This window comes from Bythopirellula superficialaquae (genome assembly GCF_059632245.1).
The window spans coordinates 1,449,284-1,470,627 of sequence record NZ_CP197426.1; the positions used below are offsets into that span (position 1 = coordinate 1,449,284).

Genomic DNA, 21,344 nt, shown 5'->3' on the forward strand with positions numbered 1-21,344 from the left:
GCCTAGTTCGCCCGATTGCCGATGATGCCGAGGCAGAGCGTTCCGAGTACTTTATTGAGTTGCTCGACGGCGTGAACCGTCGCCACGTCTTTGTGGTTGCTAGGAGCCACAACAATTGCCCCATCAAGCCGACAATGTTCGACGATGTTGTGCGTCACGTTCAACTGCGTTTTGTCATGTGGCGCGCCGAGATCGAACAGCACGAGATCGTAGTGATAACGTAGCATGCCGGCGATCACCGACGACTGAATATTAGCCACGCGGTCACTTTCCGCCATGGCGGGACCACCGAGTGGGATCAGCGTCAATTTGTCGGCCAGCGACAACACGGCACACTCCGCAAGCGGGATTTGCCCGGTGAGGACGTCTTCCCAACCGGCATCGAATTCCAAACCAAGCGATGCCGCAAGATTGCCGCGGACGAAATTCGCGTCGACAAGTGCGACGTTCTGGCCCGACTGAGCGGCGATTCGTGCAAGGCACATCGTGACGGTGCTGACGCCAACGCCAGTCGCTGTTCCGGCGAGTCCCACGAGCGATTTACCGTCTTGGGACCCGGCGAGTAAGTTCTCAACAACAGGAAGCAAGAGATTCTTAGAGGACCGGAGCAAATCGTCGGTGATGGCTGGCCAGCGGAATTCATCCACCTCGAACAAAGGCTTGAACGCTGCGGTGGGCGCGGGTTTCGGCGCGGCGAAGGACGAAAGAGGCCGCCGTTCACTCACGCGCGAAGGCAAATTCAGCATTTCAGGTTCTTCAACACCTTGCGAAGAGTAATGATTCTGTTGCTCGGGGGCGATCGCCGCATAAGAATCCTCAGCGGGCCTAACGAATGACTGTGGCCGCATAACGACCGTGGGTTCGGCATCTTCGTAGCGGAGCGTTCTAGGAGGGCTTTCCACGCATTGTGCAAACACTCGCAGCTGCGGTCCTGGGGCCGCTGCGCGCGGACCAACAGATTGCCGTGGCAACGGTGGTTGCACGACGGTCGGTTGATCCATGTAAGCGTTAATAAAGGCTTGGTCGATGTTACTCATAGGAGGAATCTCAGGTCTTAGCGATTGATGGGTTCGGTCGTCGCTGCGTCTGCTCGTTCCGCGACGGCGGGGAGCGATTGTAAATCGTCGGCCGGTTGGTGCAGGGCTTTGCCGTAATCGAGTGCGAGTGGAGTATTAGTCACCGGAAATAACAGTTGACCGAGCAGGGCGGGCTCATCTGTTGTTTCAATCGTAGGCTGCAATGTTGCGGCACTTGTCTGGGTGGGAAATTCGATCGGACTGTTCTCAATCGATGTTGAGGGGGGCATGTATTCGAATTCTTCGGGCATGCTGCTTGTTGGCGTAGCAATACTCTCCGCTAGGGGCACCGTAGTGAGCGAATCCGTGGGTGAGAGTGGTGGCTCGCTGAGCTCAACACGGAATCCCTCGCCGGGGAGCGCAAACTCATTGAGTTCGGCGGTTCCTTGGCGGTTTGTGAGCATCATCCAGAACAGCAACGCAGCCGAGGCAAACAAGGCCGCGGTGACAAACAATCCTGCCAAGGGTGCGATTCGCTCATGCGTCTGCGAGAAAAATGTTCCCCAGCCTGAGGATTGTTTGGCTGAACGTGTGTGAGAATGACCACGTGGCTCGCGATCCTTGCCGCGCGTTACACGTTTCCGCGGCAAGTCTTCCTCGTGGCGTTCATCGAGGGATTCCCATTCACGGTCGATGTGGGCACGATCGACGAACCGTTTTTGACGGCGCTTGCGAGGGAGTGGCTCTTCGGTTGGCAAATCAGCCAGTTCGGCAAACGCAGGATGAGACGATTTCAAAGTTCGCGTTGGCTGAGCGGGCGATTCAACGGCCTGGGTGCGCGGAGCGGCGGCGACTTCCGGTGCTGCACCCACGTGGGGCAATTCGGCGAGCATTTTCAACCGCGTGAATGCGGAATCGTCGGTTAGGAAATCGGTTCGTCGGGGAATAGCCACAGGAACGCCCTCATGCGACGGAAAAGTTTTGCCAGCGCGTGCTAGCACGATGGGTGGTCGCACACCACTGCCTTGTCCTAGTATCGGTGCGGAGACTAACGACCTTGAGGGTCGCATCAATCGCGAGAAGATTGGCACGTGCTAGCAGCATGAAACGGCTCTTTCTATACTGGCCAGCGACTCCCCCAGCGGAATAAGAATCTCGCCATGAAAGCACTGCTACTAACGCAACCGAGCCAGCTCACTTGCGCCGAGGTGCCTGTACCCGAGTGCGCGGACGATGGCGTGCTGGTACGTGTGGCCGCCTGTGGCATCTGTGGCAGCGACATCCACGGCTACGACGGTTCGACAGGGCGGCGGATTCCGCCGCTGATCATGGGACACGAAGCCGCTGGGGTGATTGAAACCATTGGCCGGAATGTCACCAAGTTTCGCGTGGGGGATCGTGTGACGTTCGATTCCACAATTTCCTGTGGGAAGTGTTCGTTTTGTACCCGCGGTGCGGTGAATCTTTGTGAGAATCGCCAAGTGCTGGGCGTCTCGTGTGGAGAATATCGTCGGCATGGGGCCTTTGCCGAGCTGGTCGCCTTGCCGGAACGAATTCTCTATCTCTTGCCCCAAGGACTTACTTTTGAGCACGCGGCTTTAGTGGAGGCCGTTTCGATAGCCGTGCATGCTGTTCGACGATCAGGATTGGTAAAGGGAGAAACGGCTGTGGTGGTCGGTACGGGAATGATCGGCCTGTTGGTTGTGCAAGTTCTCAAACACTACGGCGCTTCAAAAGTTGTTGCCGTCGATCAGAGTGAAAGCAAATTGAAACTCGCACGAGAATTGGGAGCCGATCAAACGGTTCTCGTGACTGGTGACGAAACATTGATGCAACTCTTGGAGATTCAAAATGGCCCAGGCTTTGACCATGCGTTTGAAGTCGTCGGGATCACGCCGACCGTGCAATTGGCCGTGAATGCGGTTCAGCGTGGTGGGACTGTTACGCTAGTAGGCAACCTTTCTCCAGAAGTTGCCCTGCCATTGCAAGCCGTGGTGACGCGCGAACTCACCCTCCGCGGCACATGTGCATCGAGTGGAGAGTATCCCGAGTGCTTGGAGTTGATTGCATCGGGAGCCGTGCAAGTGGCGCCGTTGATCTCCGCTGTGGTTCCGCTGGCCGAGGGGCCAAGTTGGTTTGCTCGATTGCATGCCGGCGAGCCTGGACTAATGAAAGTGATTCTTAAACCATGAGTGAAAATCCTTCCCAAAACTTGTTTGATCTCACGGGCAAGGTCGCCATTGTTACCGGGGCGAGTCGCGGCTTAGGACAATATTTTGCCCGTGCTTTGGCAGGAGCCGGGGCGGATGTCATCATCACGAGTCGTCATCTCAGTTCGCTTGAGTCCTTTCAAAACGAACTTGCCGCCACGGGGCGAAAGGTCGTACCGCTTGAACTCGACGTTACGGATTACGACAGCATCCAACGAATGGTTGCTGCGGCGCATGCCGAACTTGGCCAGATCGATATTTTGGTGAACAACGCCGGCTGCAACATTCGCAAGCCTGCACTGGATGTGAGCTGGGAGGATTGGAACACGATTCTCAACACGAACCTCCGTGGACCATTCTTCGTGGCGCAAGCCGCCGCGCGGCACATGATTTCGCGTGAGTATGGAAGAATCATCAACATCGGTTCGGTCACGTCGGTGAATGGCTATGCTGGACTCGGGCCTTATGGTGCGAGCCGTGGCGGTATCAAGCAGCTCACGATGAGCCTCGCCGACGATTGGGGGCCGCATGGCATCACGGTCAATTGCCTAGCACCGGGGTGGTTCAAGACGGTACAGAACCAAGTGCTCTATGAAAATCAAGAATGGGTTGATTACTTGGTCGATCGCATACCCCTCAAACGTCCGGGCCAAGTCCACGATTTAGATGGTGCGCTTTTATTCCTGGCCTCGGACGCGAGTTGCTACGTCACGGGTCAGACGTTGCTTGTCGATGGAGGAATTTCAACCGGCGCGGTGAGGGCTTTGCCGCGGAAATGAGAGGTCATTTCTTCAACGCATGATACTGGTGACATTGTGTGCAACTATCGCCCGCGGCGCCCGGTTGGTGACACGACGCGCAGTCTTGCTTGGTCATTGCATGAAAGCCTGCGGCAAAGTTGTTGGCCGTTTGATTTTGATATGTCTCCATCACGGCAGCTGATTCGCTGATCTTGTGACATGCCGTACAGTCGGCCAGTTGTGGTTGCATCGTGTGGGGGGCATGCGAAAACAAAGTGAAACGCACCCCGGGGCTTGGTGCTTGCTGGGCAAACCAATGCACTTCAAGTCCGCCATTCGCGTTGCGATCAACACTATGGCAACTGCCGCACATTCCTGGGGCAGTCGGCTTCATCATTTCCAGGAGCAGGCTTTCGGCAAGTTTGCTGTGCGGCCCGCGCGTGGCTTCGGCCAACAGATCGATCCAAGCTGTTAGCCAGGGATCGGCATGTCGTGAGGGTTGATAACGGAGCGCGAAGATTTGATCGTCGCGAATCCAACCGCCACCGTCGATCCGCTCTTTTTCGTTGGCAGTAGCATCTGGTGGCGTCGATTCTGCTGGCGCAAACCATTTCTCGCCCATGGCCGTCATGTCTTCGGCTGGAAGGTGGGCGAAAATCGCCGCGAGTTCTTGATCGGTGACTTCGCGACCCAAGATTTTTTCCAAACGTATGCTGATACCTTTGTGACCTTGTGCGGAAAGATCCGTGAGATACTTTTGCAGTGCTGAGATGACACCGGCGGCTGCGGCGAGATGCGTGGGATCGTCGGGATCAACATCAAAGAAATCGAAGTCTACGCCCAGAAGTTGAATCCCTTTCGCGGCAGTTGGATTTTCTAGCAACAAAAACTTAGTGATCGCGGGCAAGAGGCCGTCAAAGTCTCCGGTCGCCTGTTCGGGCCAGTTGCCAACATCATGTCCAGCGTCACCGAGAGTTTCCGCATCGATGATCGGCAGACTGACAAAGGGAATGCCGGCTTGCCAGCTTGTTTCGAGATCGCTGTCGTGGCATTTGGCACAGCTGACTTCATAGCCGAGCGTTTGTTGAAAGCCCTCAGCCGATTGACGGTGGCACATCTGGCAGGCGAATTCCTGTTTTTCCGCGGGGAAATGTTTGGCCTGATGGGCCGCGTGATCGAACGCGATGCGTGTGCGACGTTCATTGGGCCAGCGATCAAACTCAGGGTGATCGGTGGCAAAACTCTGGAATTGTTGAGCATGGCACGCTTGGCAAGCCGTGTTGCTCATAAACGTCAAGTTGTGATTTGCCCCCTGGTGCTCGCGATGGCAAGTGCTGCAGGCAAACTCGCCGCTGGGATCGACCTTTCGAGAGGTAAGTTCCACCTCATCTGTTGTGGTCAACAGTTTCTGATCGATGCCATGGGCCAGCAGGGCCGTGGCAGCGGGAAATTCTTTCTGGTGGCATTCTATGCAGAGTGAGCTTTGAGTCGGTTCGGCAAGTTGTGGTTCGAGAGGATGCGAAAGCCATTGGAATAGTGTTTGATTGCCTGCGGCATGGCAACTTGCACAGCGCTGTGTCTGATCGCCTCCACGCGTGACGAGTTGGGCATGATGGACCGAAAGCGGTCCCGGCGCCAGGAATTCGTTCCGCCAGTTGCTGCTCAGAATCATACACAACCCGCCAAGAGTTGCGAGCGCCAGGGCCCACACAAAGCGGCCTCGTTGCGATCGCAAGGAACGCTCGGGCGTACACGAATAGTGGACGCAACATTCTCCGTCGGGGGTCGGCCCTGCTTCGCAGATTCCACCACGCAAAGTCGAACGATTACAAATCCAGCGATCGCCCTCGCGCACGGGATGGCAGGCCACGGCATGCGAGCAATGCCCATGGGCCGTGGGCCCGAGCGGACAAGGGGGGCCATCATCGGTGAGCCCACACATCCACGCTTGATTGGGCCGGTCGTAGGTATCTTCCAGTTCCGGTTTGAGCGGTTCTCTCACGGCAAACCCCCATCGAAGAGGTGCGCGAGACAACCGTGCAAACAAGCAAGCATCAGAAGCGGATACGTGAGTCCGATGTGTGCGAACAACCAAATCTTGAGTCGCCACTGCATCGCAGCCTGAAAATCCAAATCATCGCGGCGGCGTATGAGAGCGAAGAGTTGCTCGCTCGCTTGTTGTTCGGGAACCGATAAATATCGTGTGACTTCCGTTAATTCGGCGAGCAAGCGTTTTCGCAATCTGCTCGAAGGCTTGAACCAATAGTACCAACCCCGTGGCTTTTCCAAATAGCCTTCCAGCCGCGAACTGTAGAAATTGCCGAGCGTATCGCTCCCCGTGGCTCGCACGGTTTCCAACACCACTTGCTGAGACTTTTTGCGAACCTGATTGCGTAGAGCAGGGATTCGTTCGTAAATGAATTCTTCACTCACGCGGGCAAGTTGCACCGGCACGGTGCGTGTCCAATACAAGCCGACCAGGCCGCTGATGAAGGTCGCAACATAAAGCGTGGCTAGAAATCCTTCGAGCCAACCTTCCGGCAACCGCCAGTTAATATGCGTGGCAAATACAACTGCGGTGGCGAGCCCAGTATAGATATGCGCTTGCAACCAACCCGCGGAAGTCGTCCACGAGACGATTGGCAATTTCTTGCGAATGTTGTAGGCCGCAAGAAATGCGAGCATGCCCAGCAGCAGATAGCCGGTCACAAAGGCGGGGTGACCCAGCCGCACGTGAGACCACCAAGCGTAAGTGACTACGCCCGCCATTGCGGCGATTGTCAGCGTGCTATTCCGCAGTCTCCGACTGGCGAACGACTTCATGGCACTCGTGGTGGTTCTCGAAAAGAAAGTGATCCTGCACCCAGACTACCGTGTTCGCCGAAGACTGCGAAGGGCGAGGCAAGATTCAGACCAGTATCAACGGTTGACCCAAGCGGAAAGTTCCCCCAGGTTACCTAAGTCCATGCGCACCAAGGCATCGTGGGGACAGGCACGCTGACACGCGGGCCCACCGACTTGATCGGCACACAGATCACACTTGGTCGCTTTGTGAATCGGTTGCTGAGTGGCTTGGTCCACAATGATCGCGCCGCTGGTGTCGCGCACCTCGACCATTTGAATATTGTTGTAGGGACAACTATTCGCGCACGTGCTGCAGCCGATACACGTGAGATCGTTGATCCGCACGACGCCGCTGGCGGTTTCCCGGCCAATCGCGCCCGTCGGACAGCCGATCATACACACGGGATCGATGCAATGCATACAGGCATGGGCAATCATGAACGGCCCGTGGCGCTGCCCTTCGCGAATGAAGCGTGGATTGTTGTCGTGCGTGGCGGCACAAGCGCGAACGCAATCATCACAGCGGGTACAACGGTTCAGATCGATGACCATCGCTTGGATGCCGTTCATCAAGCGACGTTCCACAAGAAACTCCAACAGCGGAGTATCGATCTTTGATGAATCTTCGACGCTGTCGTGAGGCAAATCTTGAATGCCGTAAGTGGCATACTTCGTGGCGACTTGGGCCAGCTCTTCTCGTGAAAAGTTGGGAAACACATACTGATCGAGAACGGCTTGCGGAATACGCAACAAGTCGACGTAACCAAGTGCGCGTAATGAATTGCTCATCATAACGGGCTGGCCATCGCGTGCGGTCTGAATGGCTTCGGCAAGACCGTAGACTTGCCCCTTGCCAAGATAAGCAATCGTGCGATGACCGTGGCCAAAGTGATGACTCAGCCGTGCGAAGCCTGACCGTACAAGCAAAATGCCATCGCAAGCAGAGCCCTCTTCGGCGATCAGCGGCTCCGCGATGATCGCTTCGGGGATCATTCGCTGGGCAGGGTCGAAATTGGCTTGCCAATCAAAATTGCCGTGCGTTTCAAATTTTGTGGCTGCGACGACAGCTTCCAAGACGTCTGTCGGTAGCTGGGCCAGCAATGGCGTTTCGCGCAAATGGACCCGCAAACTGTTTTCACGATAGAGTTCCTCGATGTGGCGACGGAGCGCAGGGGTGCGGCTCATCATATCGCGCAGGCCTTGCCAACGAATCTCTAACAGCCAAGCATCGCCACGAGCGACCACCGTGGCGGAGCGGGGTGTACGAGTCAACGCAGCAAGTTCGCCAAAAACTTCGCCCGGTTTTAAGGAGACGGTTCGTGATGAACCTAGAACTCTTGGTACATCCTGCAAGAACACTCGCGTTTGAGTGAGGTCATCCACTTCGCTGCTGTCGTCGGCAACAAGTTCGCGTTGCGAGCGAACTTGCTTCCGTACCTCGGGAAGGTCCGGACTGCGCCACATATTCACTAACGAACGGAGAAATCCACGCTTGTCGGTTTTTTGTCGTCCGAGGATCGCGGGATCGAGTCCGGAAAGTATGACTTCCACTTTGCCACGCAACACAAGAAACGCGCTGTTGCCGTAGTCGCCTTCACGGACGACGATCGATCCTTCGGGATAGTGATTGATACGAGTGTCGTTCTTGAGGAGATCACGCAGAGGCAGTGCCGAGGGAAACGCCTGGGGGTCCATATCGCAAAAGGGCGGCAAGTCCAGCAGTTGGTCGACGTCCTCATCGCGCATCGCTTCGCCAAACGGAACATCCCAGCGGCGTGGGCGCTCGATGACGACTTCTGAGGGGACCATGGCGGTTCCTACTGATTTTTGTATTGCTCGGGTTTAGGGAGCAGTGGGTCGAGCGCGGCGAGTTTGTTGCCATCGGCATCTTTGGCAAACTCAAACGCTGCTTTGCCGACCGCATCGGCGGCGGCATTAAGTTCTGATTGGTGATTGAGCTGCAAGGGAACGGCGAGCGCGGCTTGCAACGCCGTATCTATTTGCGGGTCGCTGACAACCTGGCTGATGTCGTAAAGACGCTGCTTCAATCGCGCGGCACGCTGAGCCGAGGCGATCCCAAATCGCGCCTTCACCGTGGCAGCCGCGGTGGCACGCAAACTTGCTTCCAAGTCGGCGAGCACCCCGACGACGTAAATCTTGCGAAGCTCGGCCGGACTGGCTGCTGCGTTCGACGTGCCGTTGGTTCGCAAGAAATTGTGCCGCACCAAACCTTGCGACCAGGAAACAAGTTCAAATTCATGACTTCCCGCGGCGTGGCCACCGACATTCACGAGTTGCTCGTTAGGCGTGGTGTGGCAGCTCAAACATTGCCTTGCGATCAGATAAAGATTCGTCGGGTTGTTCATTCCCGCTTTCACGCTCGCGGCTATCCGTTCTTGGCGATGGGCGGGCGTTTCTGATTCGCGCGTAATATTGGGACCGCCATAATCGTTGTGAAGCGCGATCCAATCTTTTGCCGCGCCGTGGCATGATTCGCATGACACGCCAGCGATCACCCGAACTCGCGAACCGATTTGCTGTTGGGTGTAGTGACAGGCCACGCAGGTTTCGTTGCGTTTCACGCTATTAAGGCCCAGCCGATCGGCGATCGCTTTGGCCTCGGGCATGCGGTGCAACGAATCAAACGTTTGGAAATGAGGAGTCATGTGCCACTGCAACATTTCTTTTTCATGGCATTTTGTGCAGGAGTCCGGCCCCAAGATTTTGGCGGGGTCGTTGAGAATCTCGCCAGCAATGTTGTCCGTTTCAGCGGCGAGCACATTCAGCGACGACAGACACAGGATCAGGTGGGTGGCTAGTTGAAGATATTTTCGCATCCTGTCACGCCTCCAGAACGATGTCCCCTTCAGGGACACCGATGCAAGTGAGGCATTCGTCCGCCGCCAACGGCACGCCAGGAGTTTTGGTATGGCTGACTTTTCCATGGATGACTTTCAAAGCACATTGCCCACAACTTCCCGCGCGGCAGCCAGAGTCGAGCACAATTCCTTCTTGTTCTGCAAAATCGAGCAGTGACGAAAACTCTCCTTTCCAAGTCAACTCGCTGTGTGATTTAGCAAAGCCAACCTGACAAGGCGTGGTGAGCTTGGTGGGCTTTTGCAGACCCTTGAGACTCGCCGGGCCAAAGGCTTCGAAATGGATGTGGGCTTCGGGGACGCCCCACTTCCATAAGGCTGGGACCAGCTGTTCCATCATGCTGGGGGGGCCACACACATAGAAATGAAAGTTGTTCGAGGGCAACACCTGCCTCAAGCGTATCATCGAGGCGTGCCCCAGATGATTGTAATCGTGACCAATCCGGTCGGTCGCTAACGGCTTAGAATAGCTGATATCGCAGCGAATGTTGGGCGATTTGGCGATCTCGGCGAGTTGGTCACGGCAAGGGTGCTCGCTGCTATTGCGAAAGCCAGCGAACAGATAGACGCTCCGTTGTTGGCGGTCATGGACAATCGAACTCGCCATGCTCAAGATCGGCGTAATGCCCACTCCCGCAGAGATGAGCACGACAGGTAGTTGATCCGTGGGGTTGAGAAAAAACGCTCCCTGCGGTGCTTGAACTTGTAAGGTGCTGCCCACTTTCACGAGCGTATGAAAATGGCCACTCCCCTGCCCTGCGGGCAGCGATTGATTCGGAGGTTCCGCGAGTTTCACCGTGATTCGGTAATAGTCTTCACGTGGGCGCTCGGAGAGCGAATAGCAACGCACGATCGGTTTACGCTGGGGATCAACTGGCAAGCTCATCGTGAGATACTGGCCCGGCTCAAAGCGTGGTAACGGCTTGCCATCGGCAGCGACGAGAAAATAGCTTTTGTAACCAATCGCTTCGTCGACAATCGCCGCCACGCGAAAAGGTCGTTCGCCGGCCCAAGACTTGAAGATGGGCTTGGCTGCGCGGGCTCCGTTAAGCGTCCCAGTCAATTGTTGATCGAACAGGCCGCGGCGTTCCGCATAGCGGTGGCGACGCTTGAATTGGCGACGGCGGTTAACAACGAGCGCGGCAAGCGTCTGTAATCCGCTCGCTCCCAACAGCGCGGCGCCGGACACCATTCCTATCAACGGCCAATCCACTTTGCATCCTTGCAAACAGTTCTGTAACTGCACGCTCGCGACCGAACGACAGGCCCGGCATTTTTTCAGAACTGACCCAGCGTGTCGATAACAGATAGCCACCACTGCTAGCGTGCGATTGTGCCGATTCTGCCGGGCATGTCGACACGGTTCGGGGCTAGCATGACCTATCTTCTAATAGCGGCCAATTTCCCACTCGAAGACTTTGCTTTCGTGATCATGCTCGACGTGTCCGAGATATCTACTCAACGGCAATTCGCAGTCTTAACGGACAACGCTCCGCTGGCTGACGCTATGCAGGCAATGGGCGTGAGTACCGTGTCAGGACCTTCGTCGCAAACGATCACGAAATGGCTTTCGGCGGTGGCACAACTGCATCGAGCATCCGCCAACTCGCAAGAATTTTTTAGCGATGCCGCGCGGTTCGCCGTCGAAACTGTCGGGCTCGATGCCGCGTGGGTGTTGAGTTACACGCCCACAAGTGGTTGGCAAACCGTTGGGCAGCGCGCCAATCAAGATTTGTCTCACGAGCTGGACTTTGCAGCACTTGGTGCTTTGCACGACAAGGCAACCACGCACTACCAACCGGCGACTGATGGCGATTGTGCCCACGATCATGCAGTGGTGTTGTCCCCGGTGTTGTCGTCGACGCGAGAAGTGATCGGAGCCGTCTATGGCGTGAGAAACACTCGTGGAGAGAATCGTCGCCGGGGGATTCGGCCACTTGAAGCACGTATGATGCAGATTCTGGCCGAATCGGTTGCCGTGGGGATTGCACGATTAGCTAACGAAACCGAAGCTGCACGGACCCGTGTGTTGCTCGAACAAGCTTTTTCGCCGACGGTTGTCGAACACATCCATCAGAATCCCGAATGTCTTGCGGGCCAGTTGCGTGAAGTCACGCTATTATTTGCTGATTTGCGCGGCTTTACTTCGTTGGCTGAAATGTTGCCGCCTGCGGATTGCTACCGCTTGTTGAGTGAAGTGATGGAAGTACTCACCGAGGTCGTGATAGCGCATCAGGGGATCGTGGTCGATTACTACGGCGATGGGATGCTGGCTTTTTGGAATGCTCCGCTCGACCAAGAAGACCACGCCGACTTGGCATGTGGTGCGGGGCTGGCGATGCTCGATCGCATTACCGCTTTGTCTTTGGAGTGGAAGGGGATTCTTAGCGAACCACTGGAACTGGGCATCGGTGTCCATACAGGCCCTGTGCTCGTAGGGAATGCTGGCACAAATAGCCGATTGAAATACGGCCCCCGCGGAAGCAACGTTAACATTGCCAGCCGAGTGCAGGCCGCGACCCGGGAACTGGAAACATCACTGCTGGTGACCGCCGCGACAAAGCGTCGTTTATCGCCTAAGTTTTTTACGTTGCGCACTTGCACCGCGAGGTTGCCAGGTTTGGAACAGCCGGTGGAGCTGTTTACTGTTTTCCCAACGTGTGAAGCGCGCGAAGTGAAATCACGCCTCGATCAATATGCTCATGCCCTGCGGCATTTCGAGCATGGAGATCTCATTATGGCCGAGGTGTTGCTCAAAGAACTTGTGGCGGCGGGACCAATCACGCCGGCACGTTTCTTGGCACAACAGGCAGCTATCCAACGTGGCAGCGAGTTTGGCCGACGTTCCTCGGATCGCCAGATGACCGATCATGGTCCCATCATCGAGATTCACGAGAAGTAATCGATCATCACCTTTTAACCGTATCGTCTTTCGACAAAGGCAAGCGATCGGCAAGTTCCACGGCTTCTGCGGTTGCGGGGAGCCATTCTCCCTGCAAAGGACAAAACAACCGTACGAAACGGCTCAGTGGCAGATTTGAATAGGCAGGTTGCATGACGAGAGCCTTGCCATCAGCAACAACGAGGCAATCTTTCTCAATGGGACAATTTCCCGATGCCGACAGACCAGCAGCATCTAAATGGAAATGGCAAGCGAATTGATCGAACTTGAGCGGCTCCTGGGAAGACAGAACCGATTCGTCGTTGACGACGCAAAAGAGTCCCTTTTTAAGTTCAGTGAGCATAGCGGGACTGACCGTTCCAGACGAAGTTTTGAGTGTCCCTTGTGCTAGTTCAATTCGTTCGTCGCGCCAATTTAAGTTTTCAAACTGCAACTCGGCTTGCGCTGAGAGTTTTAATGACGAATGTTCGCCGACCCATTTCTGAGCGTCGATGGGAGCGACGTGGCCGCGAAAGCTACCGACCACTTCATCGGCTTGGCCTTGCCATTGCACGACGCCGGTGAAGGCGCCCCCTTGCCAACGCCCCGCCCCGGGGACGAGATTTGCCACTAACCACGTCGGCAGCTTTGTTTGCTGGGCGTCGAGCGTAACTTTCCATGATCCATCGTTTCGTCGATCGATCAGCAGCTGCACAGGTTTGTTGGATTCACCGAGCATCCCTTGCAGTGCGAGCCGTCGTTCTCCGCTCGGCAAGATTTGACTTTGCACGACGGCCTCACGCAGTTGGCAACTGTTGCGCATGCCATCGTCGAGGAGCACTTGGTCGGCTTGCAGTGTCACGCCGGTGAACTGGTCTCCAGCAAGCCAGATATTCACGGCGGATGCTAAAGTTGTTATTTGAAGCGAATCGAACTGCAATTCATCCGTGGTAAGAATTTGCCCCGGACCGATATGCAATTGTTTGATTTTCAGCAGCGTGGCTGCCGTACTCAAATCGCTGAGCCGCAGATCGTTGAGTGTGCGTTCCAAGGGACGTGGTGCCGAGACTTGTGTCAGGTCTGCACGAACATGAAGTGTTTGCTCGAATGTTTGCTGCCAATCGCGTTCCTGCCAGGGACGGTGAAAATAAAGCACCCACACGAGCGTCGCCAGCGTCGGCAGAGCGCACAGCGCCACGAAGGCGATCCGGCAAACACGGCGTTGAATTCGTTCATGCACTGAGAACATCCTTGTTCCCGCCGCTTGGGGCTTAGCGTAGGAGCGGAATCGATACGCTACCGCTCGGCAGCCATTTTTAAGAAAAGTTCGTAGCGTGCCAGCATCTCGGGCAAGCTGTCGCCACCAAATTTATCGACCACCGCGGCGGCTACCTCAAACGCAACTACGTTTTCGACGATCACGCTGGCTGCGGAAATTGCACAGACGTCGCTCCGCTCGTAGCTAGCAGATTCCGCCTGCTTGGTGTCGAGATTGATCGATTCCAGCGGTTTGGCGAGCGTGCTAATCGGCTTTTTCGCCGCACGGATGATGATTGGCTGACCGTTGGTCATGCCAGCTTCCAACCCGCCAGCATTGTTCGTCGGCCGCGTGTAGCCCAGATTGGGAGACTCTTTTTGGGTTTCGTCGTAATGGATCGGATCGTGAACCTGCGAGCCGGGTCGGCGTGCGGCTTCGAAGCCCATGCCGATTTCCACCCCTTTGATTGCTTGCACTGCCATCACCGCTTGGGCCAACCGGCCGTCGAGCTTGCGATCCCATTGAGCGTGTGTTCCCAAACCAAAGGGCACCCCGTCGACGCGGACTTCGATGATGCCACCCAGCGTGTCACCATCTTTGCCGGCTTTATCGATCATTTGCTTGATCGCCGGATCGCGTTCCAAATTCAAACCGTAAAGCTCGCTTTGATCGCGAATCGCTTTGAGTTCGGCGAGCGTTCCTGCAACGGGCTCGATCTTTTCGCCACCCACTTCCGTCACGTAACCAAAGACCGTGATGTTGAACGCGGCCAAAAGTTGCTTCGCGAGCGCACCTGCCGCCACGCGAACCGTTGTTTCGCGTGCCGAAGCACGTTCCAAGATACCGCGGATGCTGCCCAGATATTTGATCGCCCCGGTGAGGTCGCCATGACCAGGCCGTGGCCGTGGCAGATCGTCCAAGCGTTCGAGCTTATAATCGCGGTTCACCACTTCCAAAGCGATTGGGCTGCCGAGCGTCATGCCATGCCAAACACCGGTCCGCACGTCAACTTTGTCGGTCTCGATGCGTTGCCGTCCCCCGCGGCCATAACCCCCTTGGCGACGTTTGAGTTCCACGTCGATGAGGTCGGTATCGACGGTCACCCCAGCGGGAAAACCATCCACCAACGCGATCAAAGTTTTGCCGTGGGATTCGCCAGCAGTCCAGTAACGCAGCATGAGTGAGAAAATGGGGTTAGGGGCAGGAGCTTAGGGAGGGCGAACCGCCTCGGCGGGAGAGTAAGGCCCCGCTAGCTCCGACGCAAGGTGAGCAAAACATCAATTCTACATTGGCCAAACCGGGTGGGATAGGCAAAGGCAATAGCCGTGAAACGCTTACTTCCACGCAAAATCTTGCCCAGTAATCCGTTCAAAGGCTTCGATGTATTTCTCGCGGGTTCGTTCTACCACATCCCCGGGCAGATCGGGCGGTGGGCTCTCCTTGTCCCAGCCACAGTCGGTGAGCCAATCGCGAACGTACTGCTTATCGAAAGATGGCTGAGCCTGCCCCGGTTTATATTTGTCGGCGGGCCAGAAACGCGAACTGTCGGGCGTGAGAACTTCGTCGATCAGAATGACTTCGCCATCAACCAAGCCAAACTCAAATTTCGTGTCGGCCACGATGATCCCCTGCTTATGCGCGTGGGCAGCACCGGCTTGATACACCTCGGTGCTGAGCGTGCGCAGCTGTTCGCCCAATTCGACCCCCACGATTTCGCACATCTGCGGAAACGAGATATTCTCATCGTGCTCGCCTTGCGGTGCTTTGGTCGCGGGGGAAAAAATCATCGACGGCAACCGCGCTGATTCTTGCAGACCCGTCGGCATTTCGATGCCGCAGATCTTGCCGTAGTCGACGTACTCTTGCCATGCCGAGCCAGATAAAAATCCCCGTACGACGCATTCGATGGGAACCACTTCCGTCTTGCGGACCAAGATGGTTCGCCCCGCGAGTTCCTCGAGGTTCACGCCCTGGGGAAGGTTCATTTTTTTGACGTCGGATTCGATCAGATGATTGGCAATCTTCAGATGCTCGAACCAGAAATTGCTCAGCTGCGTAAGCACGCGCCCTTTGTCGGGAATCCCCGTCGGCAGCACCCAGTCGAAGGCGCTGATGCGGTCGGTGCTGACCAGCAGCAACTGATCCCCCATGTCGTACACGTCGCGAACTTTGCCACGCGTTACGGGTAAGCCTGCGATATTCGTTTCCATCAGCGGAGTTTGCGACATGAGAGATCCGATCAAGTGTCGAGGGAGCGCGGGCAAACGCGCGGAACAAGGCTTCCTCAGTACTACAAGCTGGATGGCGACAAGCCGGGCTTGCTCTCAGAAATATAACGGGTTCCCGCTGTCCACGGGACCCCCTTGGACTTTTCGTCGCTGCCATCCCGTTGCGAGGCAATAATTGATAGACTAAAAGTTCCTCGCGCTCCTGTGCGAGTTTTCTATATTCGGGACATGCCACCAGGAACAACTCATGGGACAAATGCGATTTCGAGTGCATGACCAGAGTCGCATTCCCCAGGGTGGCTTGGATCGAATTTACGTGGCAGGGGCCGAGGAAATCCCTTGGTCCACCCGGGCCCGCTGGCAGGGTGCCGAACTTGTCGTCGAACGCACGGTCAACGACTCGGGGTGCGTCTTCGTCCCCTGGTTGGTTGACGGCCAAGGTCAAAGTTTTCTCGCCACGGCGACGCTCATGGAGCGGCAGCAGCCCTACGTGCTCGAAGTCGAACTTGCGCGCGGCCTGGTGCAGCGCATTCGCAATCGGCTGTTCATTTGGGAATGGTTGGGGATGACCACCCCCGACGATCTCAATCAGCAGTTGCAGCTGGCCACGCGGAATTTCGCGCGCGCCGCCACGATGCAGAACAATCTCGTCGACGCCGCCGAGCATGCCAACACGGCGATCGCGCAAGCCTTGCGGATGTCCGAGGAAATGGTGGGTGTCTATTCGCGGCAAGCCACGGCATCGCGGATGCAGCAAACCCCTGTGTCGACGTTGATGGGTGTGACGCTGGGTCCCAAACTTCCCAGCGTCGAAACACGCCGCAAGTTGGTCGAAGCCTGTAACATCATTCAAATTCCGATTGCCTGGCGCGCGATCGAACAACGCGAAGGCAAACGCAATTGGAAACATACCGACGAGCAACTCGCTTGGTGCCAGCAAGCGGGATTGAAAGTCTCCGCCGGGCCGTTGTTGCAGATGGATGATCGCGGCATTCCCGATTGGCTCGTCTTGTGGGACGGCGATTTCGATAATTTGATGAAGCTGTTTCTCGATCATGTGCGGTCGGTTGTGACACGTTACGCTGGCCGGGTCCATTTGTGGCAAGTCGCTTCGCGAGTCAACACCGGCAAAGTGTTGTCGCTCGAAGAAGAACAAAAGCTGCATTTGGTGGCCCATGCCCTCGATCTCGTGCGGCGGATCGATCCGCGCACCCCGACCGTGGTGTCGTTCGATCAACCTTGGGCCGAATATCTCGGTGGCAAGGGCGACGATCTTGCTCCGTCGCACTATGCCGACGCACTGGTGCGTGCCGATTTGGGCATCTCGGGGTTTGCCCTCGAAATTAATGCGGGTTTCGATCCCGGTGGCAGCGTTCATCGCCCCACGTTTGAATGGGGACGGCTGCTCGATCAATGGAGCATGTGGGGCTTGCCGTTGATGGCTTCCATTTCCACGGCGAGCGCCACGTCGCGCGATCCGGCCGCTCGCAAGAACATCGAAGTGAGCTTGCCCGCCGGCATTAACGATACCGATCAGGATCCGCAGCGGCATTGGGCCGGCTCGGTGTTGCCGATGCTGCTCGCCCGTTCGGCCGTGCAGGTCGTGTTGTGGAATCAGCTGACCGATGGCGAACCGCATGAATTTCCTCACGCCGGGTTGTTCGATGCCAAGAATCAACCCAAACCGACGCTGGATCTGATGCGCGATCTGCGCAAGTCGCTGTTGTAATTGGTTTCTCAATAGTCCTGCTTGTTCTTTCTGTATGGCTGCTCCTGATCTCAATCGTGTCAAGGAAGTTTTCGAGCAGTGGGCGATGTACGAAACCATCGTCAACAGCGATTACATGAACCACGCGGAGCTTGTGACCGCACTCGGCACGTGGGCGACCAAGTTTGGCAAGCCGCTGCGGATCGTTGATCTCGGTTGCAGCGATGCCTGGCTAGCGAGTCATGGGTTTCGTACCGCGAACGTCGAACACTATCTGGGCGTCGATCTGTCGGAATCCTCGATTGAACGTGCCCGCGGTAATCTGGCCATTTGGCCCGGCAAGGTCGATCTCGTTTGCGGCAATCTCGCCGACGTGCTTGCTCATCAGCCCGCCGCATCGGCCAATGTCGTGCTCGGCAGTTATTCGCTGCATCACTTCGCGACGAACGACAAACTGCAACTCATCGACGAAGTCCGACGGATCCTCGTCCCAGGCGGCGCGTTCATCTGGATCGACGCGGTGCGCAACGACGACGAAAGCCGCGGGGCTTACATCACCCGTTTGACGCAGGCGATGTCAGACGACTGGACTGCCCTTACCCCCGAGCAACGCGCACGTGGTGTCGAGCATGTCCGCACGTCGGACTTTCCCGAGACAAAATCGTGGCTGCTCAACAAGGTCGCGTCGGCCGGCTTTCAGGTGAGTGAGACGTTGCTGGAAAACGAATTCTTCGCCGGTTGGGTCTTTTTGAAGTCTAAGTCATTCTGAGGGAGCCTAGGCAACCGAAGAATCTAGCCTCCACATCCACACGGTTTGTCTCTGTGTTCGTGTGGAAACAAGTATTCTTTTCTGGGGCTAAGAGCTAAAGGCTAATCGCTAACAGCTTCTCTTCAGCTTGGCCAGGTTTGCGTGGTTTGCAACTCCCTGAGCACGCAAGCTCGATTTTTCGCGTCTGAGTTTTTGCGTCTGGGCCGGGGTCCCAACTTTCGCGCCGAAAGTCTTGGGTTTTGTCACATGGCCGAGTCGCAAGTGTTGATCGCTCAAGCCCTTGCGAAACTCGCACATGCCAAAACGAGTCGACTTTTGGTCGAAACGTACGGTGAGCGCGTTCTAAAAGGACAGTCTACGGTTTCGGTTTTCAAAGAGCATGCCTACTGAAGGGCGAGCACCATTATCGCGATGGCGAATCGCTTCGCCACAACAATTCTTGGCCGGGTACACGATTGTTGTTATGAAGGGTAGAACTGATACTTCGTCCTGAGAATGCGCTGAATACCGGAAGGCTTTGCAGGAATAGTATCGGTGCTACCCAGTTAAGTTTGTGCCACTTCGATTTGAAGATTTTTTCATGAAGTTTCGATTTTCACTACGATTCGTATTGTTAACAACCGCTCTTGTCGGCGTAGTGCTCGCATTGCTCGTCTCCGCCGCACGGAGTGGGAAAGAAAGTGCGAAACGAGTCACTTGCTCTGCAAACGGAAAATATCTCTATTTCGCAGTTCTGGGTTATCGCGATAAATATGGAAAATTTCCTCCGCAGGTTATTCCTGGACCAGGCGGCAAGCCGTGGCATAGTTGGCGAGTTCTGCTGCTGGAGTTCTTAGATCGGCCTTTGTTCCAGAAGTACTCATTTAACGAACCCTGGAATGGTCCTAATAATGGTAAGCTTTTATCCTCAATGCCTCGTTACTATCGTTGTCCCTTGGACAACCGACCCAATGCATTTCTAACGTCTTATGTAGCCATACCATCTGAGGAAGCTGTCAGGCAGGATGACTGGCCATGGAAGATCGTTGAGTCGAGGGAGAATATACTATGGATGGAGCCGATCGATGTCGCCGGATTGCCCCAAGGGTTTCAAAAGGATGTTAATCATGAACGACCAGTGCTAATTGACGAAGATGGCGTATCGTCAGAACCCTAACATTTGCTAATCAGTTTTGGCTGTTCAGTGATTCAGTAGAAAAGCTAATACTGATTTTCAATTTCAAAATTAAGTCGAGTTCAGGAACTGGCACTCAGAACTAACTGCATACAATCGTTGCCCAGCCGCGCTCCGCGTTGCTGCGCAACTCGTCGCGGCTAACATTTTGGATACTGTTAACTGCTTTTCGCTGGATCAACGCCGTTGACCCACTCACCTGCCAGCCGTTGATAGTCGGGGGTAAACAGTGTGCTGCCGGTGTCACCCGCTTTCCAACCGGGAATATGGTGCGGCTTGGCTTGCTCGGCGGACATTTTCTCCCAACCTTGAGCCCAACTGGGATTTCCGTCGGTCACGCGCATGTTTTCGCGATCGAAGTGAAAGACTTTGCCCTGCCGATAGCTTTCCGCGCCGAGTTTGACGATGACCATTGCCGCGGCACCCAGTTCAGGATCGCATTTGACCTGACTCGGATCGCCTGCGAGCGCTGCGTCGCAGAAGTTTTCCAAGTGGGCTAAATGATTGTCAGCGATACCACCCACTTCGATATGTTCGTTCACGATCTTGCTATTGTGAGTGACCTGCGGACGCTCGGCCACGAAATCGTAACCCGTGAAGGCATCTCCCACGCCGAAGTTAAATGAACCGTTGTGGCCGCGGATGACCTGGCTTAAGGGAGTTTCTTGGCAACACATGCTGGCTGAAATGAACCCTTGCACTCCCTCATAGAAATCAGCCACAACGGTCGCGCAATCGGGGACTTGCCGCGTATCGTACTCCAGAAAAATACCTCCGCCGCCTGTCACGCGTCCAGGAAAGCGTAAGCCCGTGGCGGCCAGCATCGAAGTCATGCGATGGACAAACAAGTCCGTGAACATCCCCGAACCAAACGGCCAATAGCAGCGCCACTGAGCATACTTGGCCCGATCGAATGGCATATCGGGAACAAGTCCTAACTCTGTTCCCAAGAACATAGCCCAATCGATGTTTTTGGGGTTCATGTCCTCGGTGAGGCCGTAGTAGCGCCACTGTCCCATGTCGGAGTTGCGAAAAATTTCTGTTTGGAACTGCACGACCTTCCCGAGTTGGCCGGCTTGAATACGCTGCAGCGCGTCACCCCATACGGGAAGTTGAGTCGATTGCACACCAACTTGCATCACAAGCCCGGATTTTTTCCAGGCATCAAGGACGGCCAGGGATTCGTCGACCGTGTGCGTCATTGGCTTTTCACAATAGACGTGCTTGCCAGCTGCCAAGGCATCGAGCGTTTGGCGAGCATGCCAATGATCAGGCGTGGCGATGCACACTGCATCAATAGATTCGTCGTTAAGGATGTCGCGATAATCTCCTACGGATTTGGGCGCGTGCTTGACCCCCGCGGTGACTTTTTTGACGGCCTCATCTCGGTAGCGATTGAACACGTCGCAAACCGCGGCGATTTCAATTTTCCCGGTTTCATTTTGGAGCTTGATTGCTGATGTCAAATGCTGATTATTGCGAACTCCCAAACCGATGAAACCGACTCGCAAACGTTCGTTGGCCGAGGGCGTGGCCATTGCCTTCAATGCCGGCATGGCCAGAGCAGCCGTGGCGCCCGAGACTTGCATGAAGGTGCGGCGAGAAACGGGGTTGTCCTGGGAATTCATGCGAAATCGCTC

General features: G+C 55.8%; 17 protein-coding genes. 6 read left to right on the forward strand and 11 right to left on the reverse strand.

Going from position 1 to position 21,344, the window contains the following annotated elements:
* Positions 1–2 precede the first annotated feature (2 nt).
* Positions 3–1,037 (reverse strand): cellulose synthase operon protein YhjQ/BcsQ, encoded by a 1,035-nt coding sequence (locus tag SH678x_RS05980; RefSeq protein ID WP_496921976.1) that lies wholly within the window; start codon positions 1,035–1,037, stop codon positions 3–5.
* A 17-nt stretch (positions 1,038–1,054) separates the two neighbouring features.
* Positions 1,055–1,969, reverse strand: a complete 915-nt coding sequence (locus SH678x_RS05985; RefSeq protein ID WP_496921977.1) for a hypothetical protein — start codon at positions 1,967–1,969, stop codon at positions 1,055–1,057.
* A gap of 207 nt (positions 1,970–2,176) precedes the next feature.
* On the opposite strand from SH678x_RS05985, the gene SH678x_RS05990 reads away from it, so the two are divergent.
* Both SH678x_RS05990 and SH678x_RS05995 read left to right on the forward strand, forming a co-directional pair.
* Positions 2,177–3,208: a galactitol-1-phosphate 5-dehydrogenase gene (locus SH678x_RS05990; RefSeq protein ID WP_496921978.1), complete on the forward strand. Its 1,032-nt coding sequence runs from the start codon at positions 2,177–2,179 to the stop codon at positions 3,206–3,208.
* Complete coding sequence (locus tag SH678x_RS05995; protein WP_496921979.1) at positions 3,205–4,005, forward strand: SDR family NAD(P)-dependent oxidoreductase; 801 nt, start codon at positions 3,205–3,207, stop codon at positions 4,003–4,005. The genes SH678x_RS05990 and SH678x_RS05995 overlap by 4 nt, the downstream gene beginning before the upstream one ends.
* A gap of 4 nt (positions 4,006–4,009) precedes the next feature.
* On the opposite strand, the gene SH678x_RS06000 is transcribed toward SH678x_RS05995, so the two are convergent.
* The 5 genes from SH678x_RS06000 to SH678x_RS06020 form a co-directional block, all read right to left on the reverse strand.
* Positions 4,010–5,968 carry a hypothetical protein gene (locus SH678x_RS06000; protein WP_496921980.1) on the reverse strand — a complete coding sequence of 653 codons (1,959 nt, stop codon included), beginning with the start codon at positions 5,966–5,968 and terminating at the stop codon, positions 4,010–4,012.
* Positions 5,965–6,789 carry a hypothetical protein gene (locus tag SH678x_RS06005; protein ID WP_496921981.1) on the reverse strand — a complete coding sequence of 275 codons (825 nt, stop codon included), beginning with the start codon at positions 6,787–6,789 and terminating at the stop codon, positions 5,965–5,967. The genes SH678x_RS06000 and SH678x_RS06005 overlap by 4 nt, the downstream gene beginning before the upstream one ends.
* Before the next feature lie 96 nt (positions 6,790–6,885).
* Positions 6,886–8,619, reverse strand: a complete 1,734-nt coding sequence (locus SH678x_RS06010; protein ID WP_496921982.1) for a cyclic nucleotide-binding domain-containing protein — start codon at positions 8,617–8,619, stop codon at positions 6,886–6,888.
* A gap of 8 nt (positions 8,620–8,627) precedes the next feature.
* Positions 8,628–9,647, reverse strand: coding sequence for a cytochrome c family protein (locus SH678x_RS06015; protein ID WP_496921983.1), 1,020 nt, complete (start codon positions 9,645–9,647; stop codon positions 8,628–8,630).
* A 4-nt stretch (positions 9,648–9,651) separates the two neighbouring features.
* Positions 9,652–10,899: a 2Fe-2S iron-sulfur cluster-binding protein gene (locus SH678x_RS06020; RefSeq protein WP_496921984.1), complete on the reverse strand. Its 1,248-nt coding sequence runs from the start codon at positions 10,897–10,899 to the stop codon at positions 9,652–9,654.
* A 162-nt stretch (positions 10,900–11,061) separates the two neighbouring features.
* Here SH678x_RS06020 and SH678x_RS06025 point away from each other — a divergent pair, with 162 nt between their 5' ends.
* Positions 11,062–12,588, forward strand: a complete 1,527-nt coding sequence (locus SH678x_RS06025) for an adenylate/guanylate cyclase domain-containing protein (RefSeq protein ID WP_496921985.1) — start codon at positions 11,062–11,064, stop codon at positions 12,586–12,588.
* Positions 12,589–12,595: 7 nt separating this feature from the next.
* On the opposite strand, the gene SH678x_RS06030 is transcribed toward SH678x_RS06025, so the two are convergent.
* The 3 genes from SH678x_RS06030 to SH678x_RS06040 form a co-directional block, all read right to left on the reverse strand.
* The gene (locus SH678x_RS06030; RefSeq protein ID WP_496921986.1) at positions 12,596–13,807 is read right to left on the reverse strand and encodes a hypothetical protein; all 1,212 of its coding nucleotides are present in this window, start codon (positions 13,805–13,807) and stop codon (positions 12,596–12,598) included.
* Between the two features lie 56 nt (positions 13,808–13,863).
* The gene (gene aroC, locus SH678x_RS06035; RefSeq protein ID WP_496921987.1) at positions 13,864–15,003 is read right to left on the reverse strand and encodes a chorismate synthase; all 1,140 of its coding nucleotides are present in this window, start codon (positions 15,001–15,003) and stop codon (positions 13,864–13,866) included.
* A 156-nt stretch (positions 15,004–15,159) separates the two neighbouring features.
* Positions 15,160–16,053 (reverse strand): phosphoribosylaminoimidazolesuccinocarboxamide synthase, encoded by an 894-nt coding sequence (locus SH678x_RS06040; protein ID WP_496921988.1) that lies wholly within the window; start codon positions 16,051–16,053, stop codon positions 15,160–15,162.
* A gap of 247 nt (positions 16,054–16,300) precedes the next feature.
* On the opposite strand from SH678x_RS06040, the gene SH678x_RS06045 reads away from it, so the two are divergent.
* The 3 genes from SH678x_RS06045 to SH678x_RS06055 all read left to right on the forward strand — a co-directional run bounded on the left by SH678x_RS06045 (position 16,301) and on the right by SH678x_RS06055 (position 19,686).
* Complete coding sequence (locus SH678x_RS06045; RefSeq protein ID WP_496921989.1) at positions 16,301–17,782, forward strand: endo-1,4-beta-xylanase; 1,482 nt, start codon at positions 16,301–16,303, stop codon at positions 17,780–17,782.
* A 34-nt stretch (positions 17,783–17,816) separates the two neighbouring features.
* Positions 17,817–18,530, forward strand: coding sequence for a class I SAM-dependent methyltransferase (locus tag SH678x_RS06050; RefSeq protein WP_496921990.1), 714 nt, complete (start codon positions 17,817–17,819; stop codon positions 18,528–18,530).
* Positions 18,531–19,110: 580 nt separating this feature from the next.
* Positions 19,111–19,686: a DUF1559 family PulG-like putative transporter gene (locus tag SH678x_RS06055; protein ID WP_496921991.1), complete on the forward strand. Its 576-nt coding sequence runs from the start codon at positions 19,111–19,113 to the stop codon at positions 19,684–19,686.
* Positions 19,687–19,862: 176 nt separating this feature from the next.
* Here SH678x_RS06055 and SH678x_RS06060 read toward each other — a convergent pair whose 3' ends face one another.
* Entirely contained in the window at positions 19,863–21,332 is a 1,470-nt protein-coding gene (locus SH678x_RS06060; protein WP_496921992.1) for a Gfo/Idh/MocA family protein, read from the reverse strand.
* Positions 21,333–21,344: the final 12 nt, after the last annotated feature.

Coding starts and splice junctions, on each gene's coding strand:
- SH678x_RS05980 (WP_496921976.1), bottom strand. CDS start 1,037: ATGAGTAACATCGACCAAGCCTTTATTAACGCTTACATGGATCAACCG.
- SH678x_RS05990 (WP_496921978.1), top strand. CDS start 2,177: ATGAAAGCACTGCTACTAACGCAACCGAGCCAGCTCACTTGCGCCGAG.
- SH678x_RS05995 (WP_496921979.1), top strand. CDS start 3,205: ATGAGTGAAAATCCTTCCCAAAACTTGTTTGATCTCACGGGCAAGGTC.
- SH678x_RS06005 (WP_496921981.1), bottom strand. CDS start 6,789: ATGAAGTCGTTCGCCAGTCGGAGACTGCGGAATAGCACGCTGACAATC.
- SH678x_RS06010 (WP_496921982.1), bottom strand. CDS start 8,619: ATGGTCCCCTCAGAAGTCGTCATCGAGCGCCCACGCCGCTGGGATGTT.
- SH678x_RS06015 (WP_496921983.1), bottom strand. CDS start 9,647: ATGCGAAAATATCTTCAACTAGCCACCCACCTGATCCTGTGTCTGTCG.
- SH678x_RS06025 (WP_496921985.1), top strand. CDS start 11,062: ATGACCTATCTTCTAATAGCGGCCAATTTCCCACTCGAAGACTTTGCT.
- aroC (WP_496921987.1), bottom strand. CDS start 15,003: ATGCTGCGTTACTGGACTGCTGGCGAATCCCACGGCAAAACTTTGATC.
- SH678x_RS06040 (WP_496921988.1), bottom strand. CDS start 16,053: ATGTCGCAAACTCCGCTGATGGAAACGAATATCGCAGGCTTACCCGTA.
- SH678x_RS06045 (WP_496921989.1), top strand. CDS start 16,301: ATGGGACAAATGCGATTTCGAGTGCATGACCAGAGTCGCATTCCCCAG.
- SH678x_RS06050 (WP_496921990.1), top strand. CDS start 17,817: ATGGCTGCTCCTGATCTCAATCGTGTCAAGGAAGTTTTCGAGCAGTGG.
- SH678x_RS06055 (WP_496921991.1), top strand. CDS start 19,111: ATGAAGTTTCGATTTTCACTACGATTCGTATTGTTAACAACCGCTCTT.
- SH678x_RS06060 (WP_496921992.1), bottom strand. CDS start 21,332: ATGAATTCCCAGGACAACCCCGTTTCTCGCCGCACCTTCATGCAAGTC.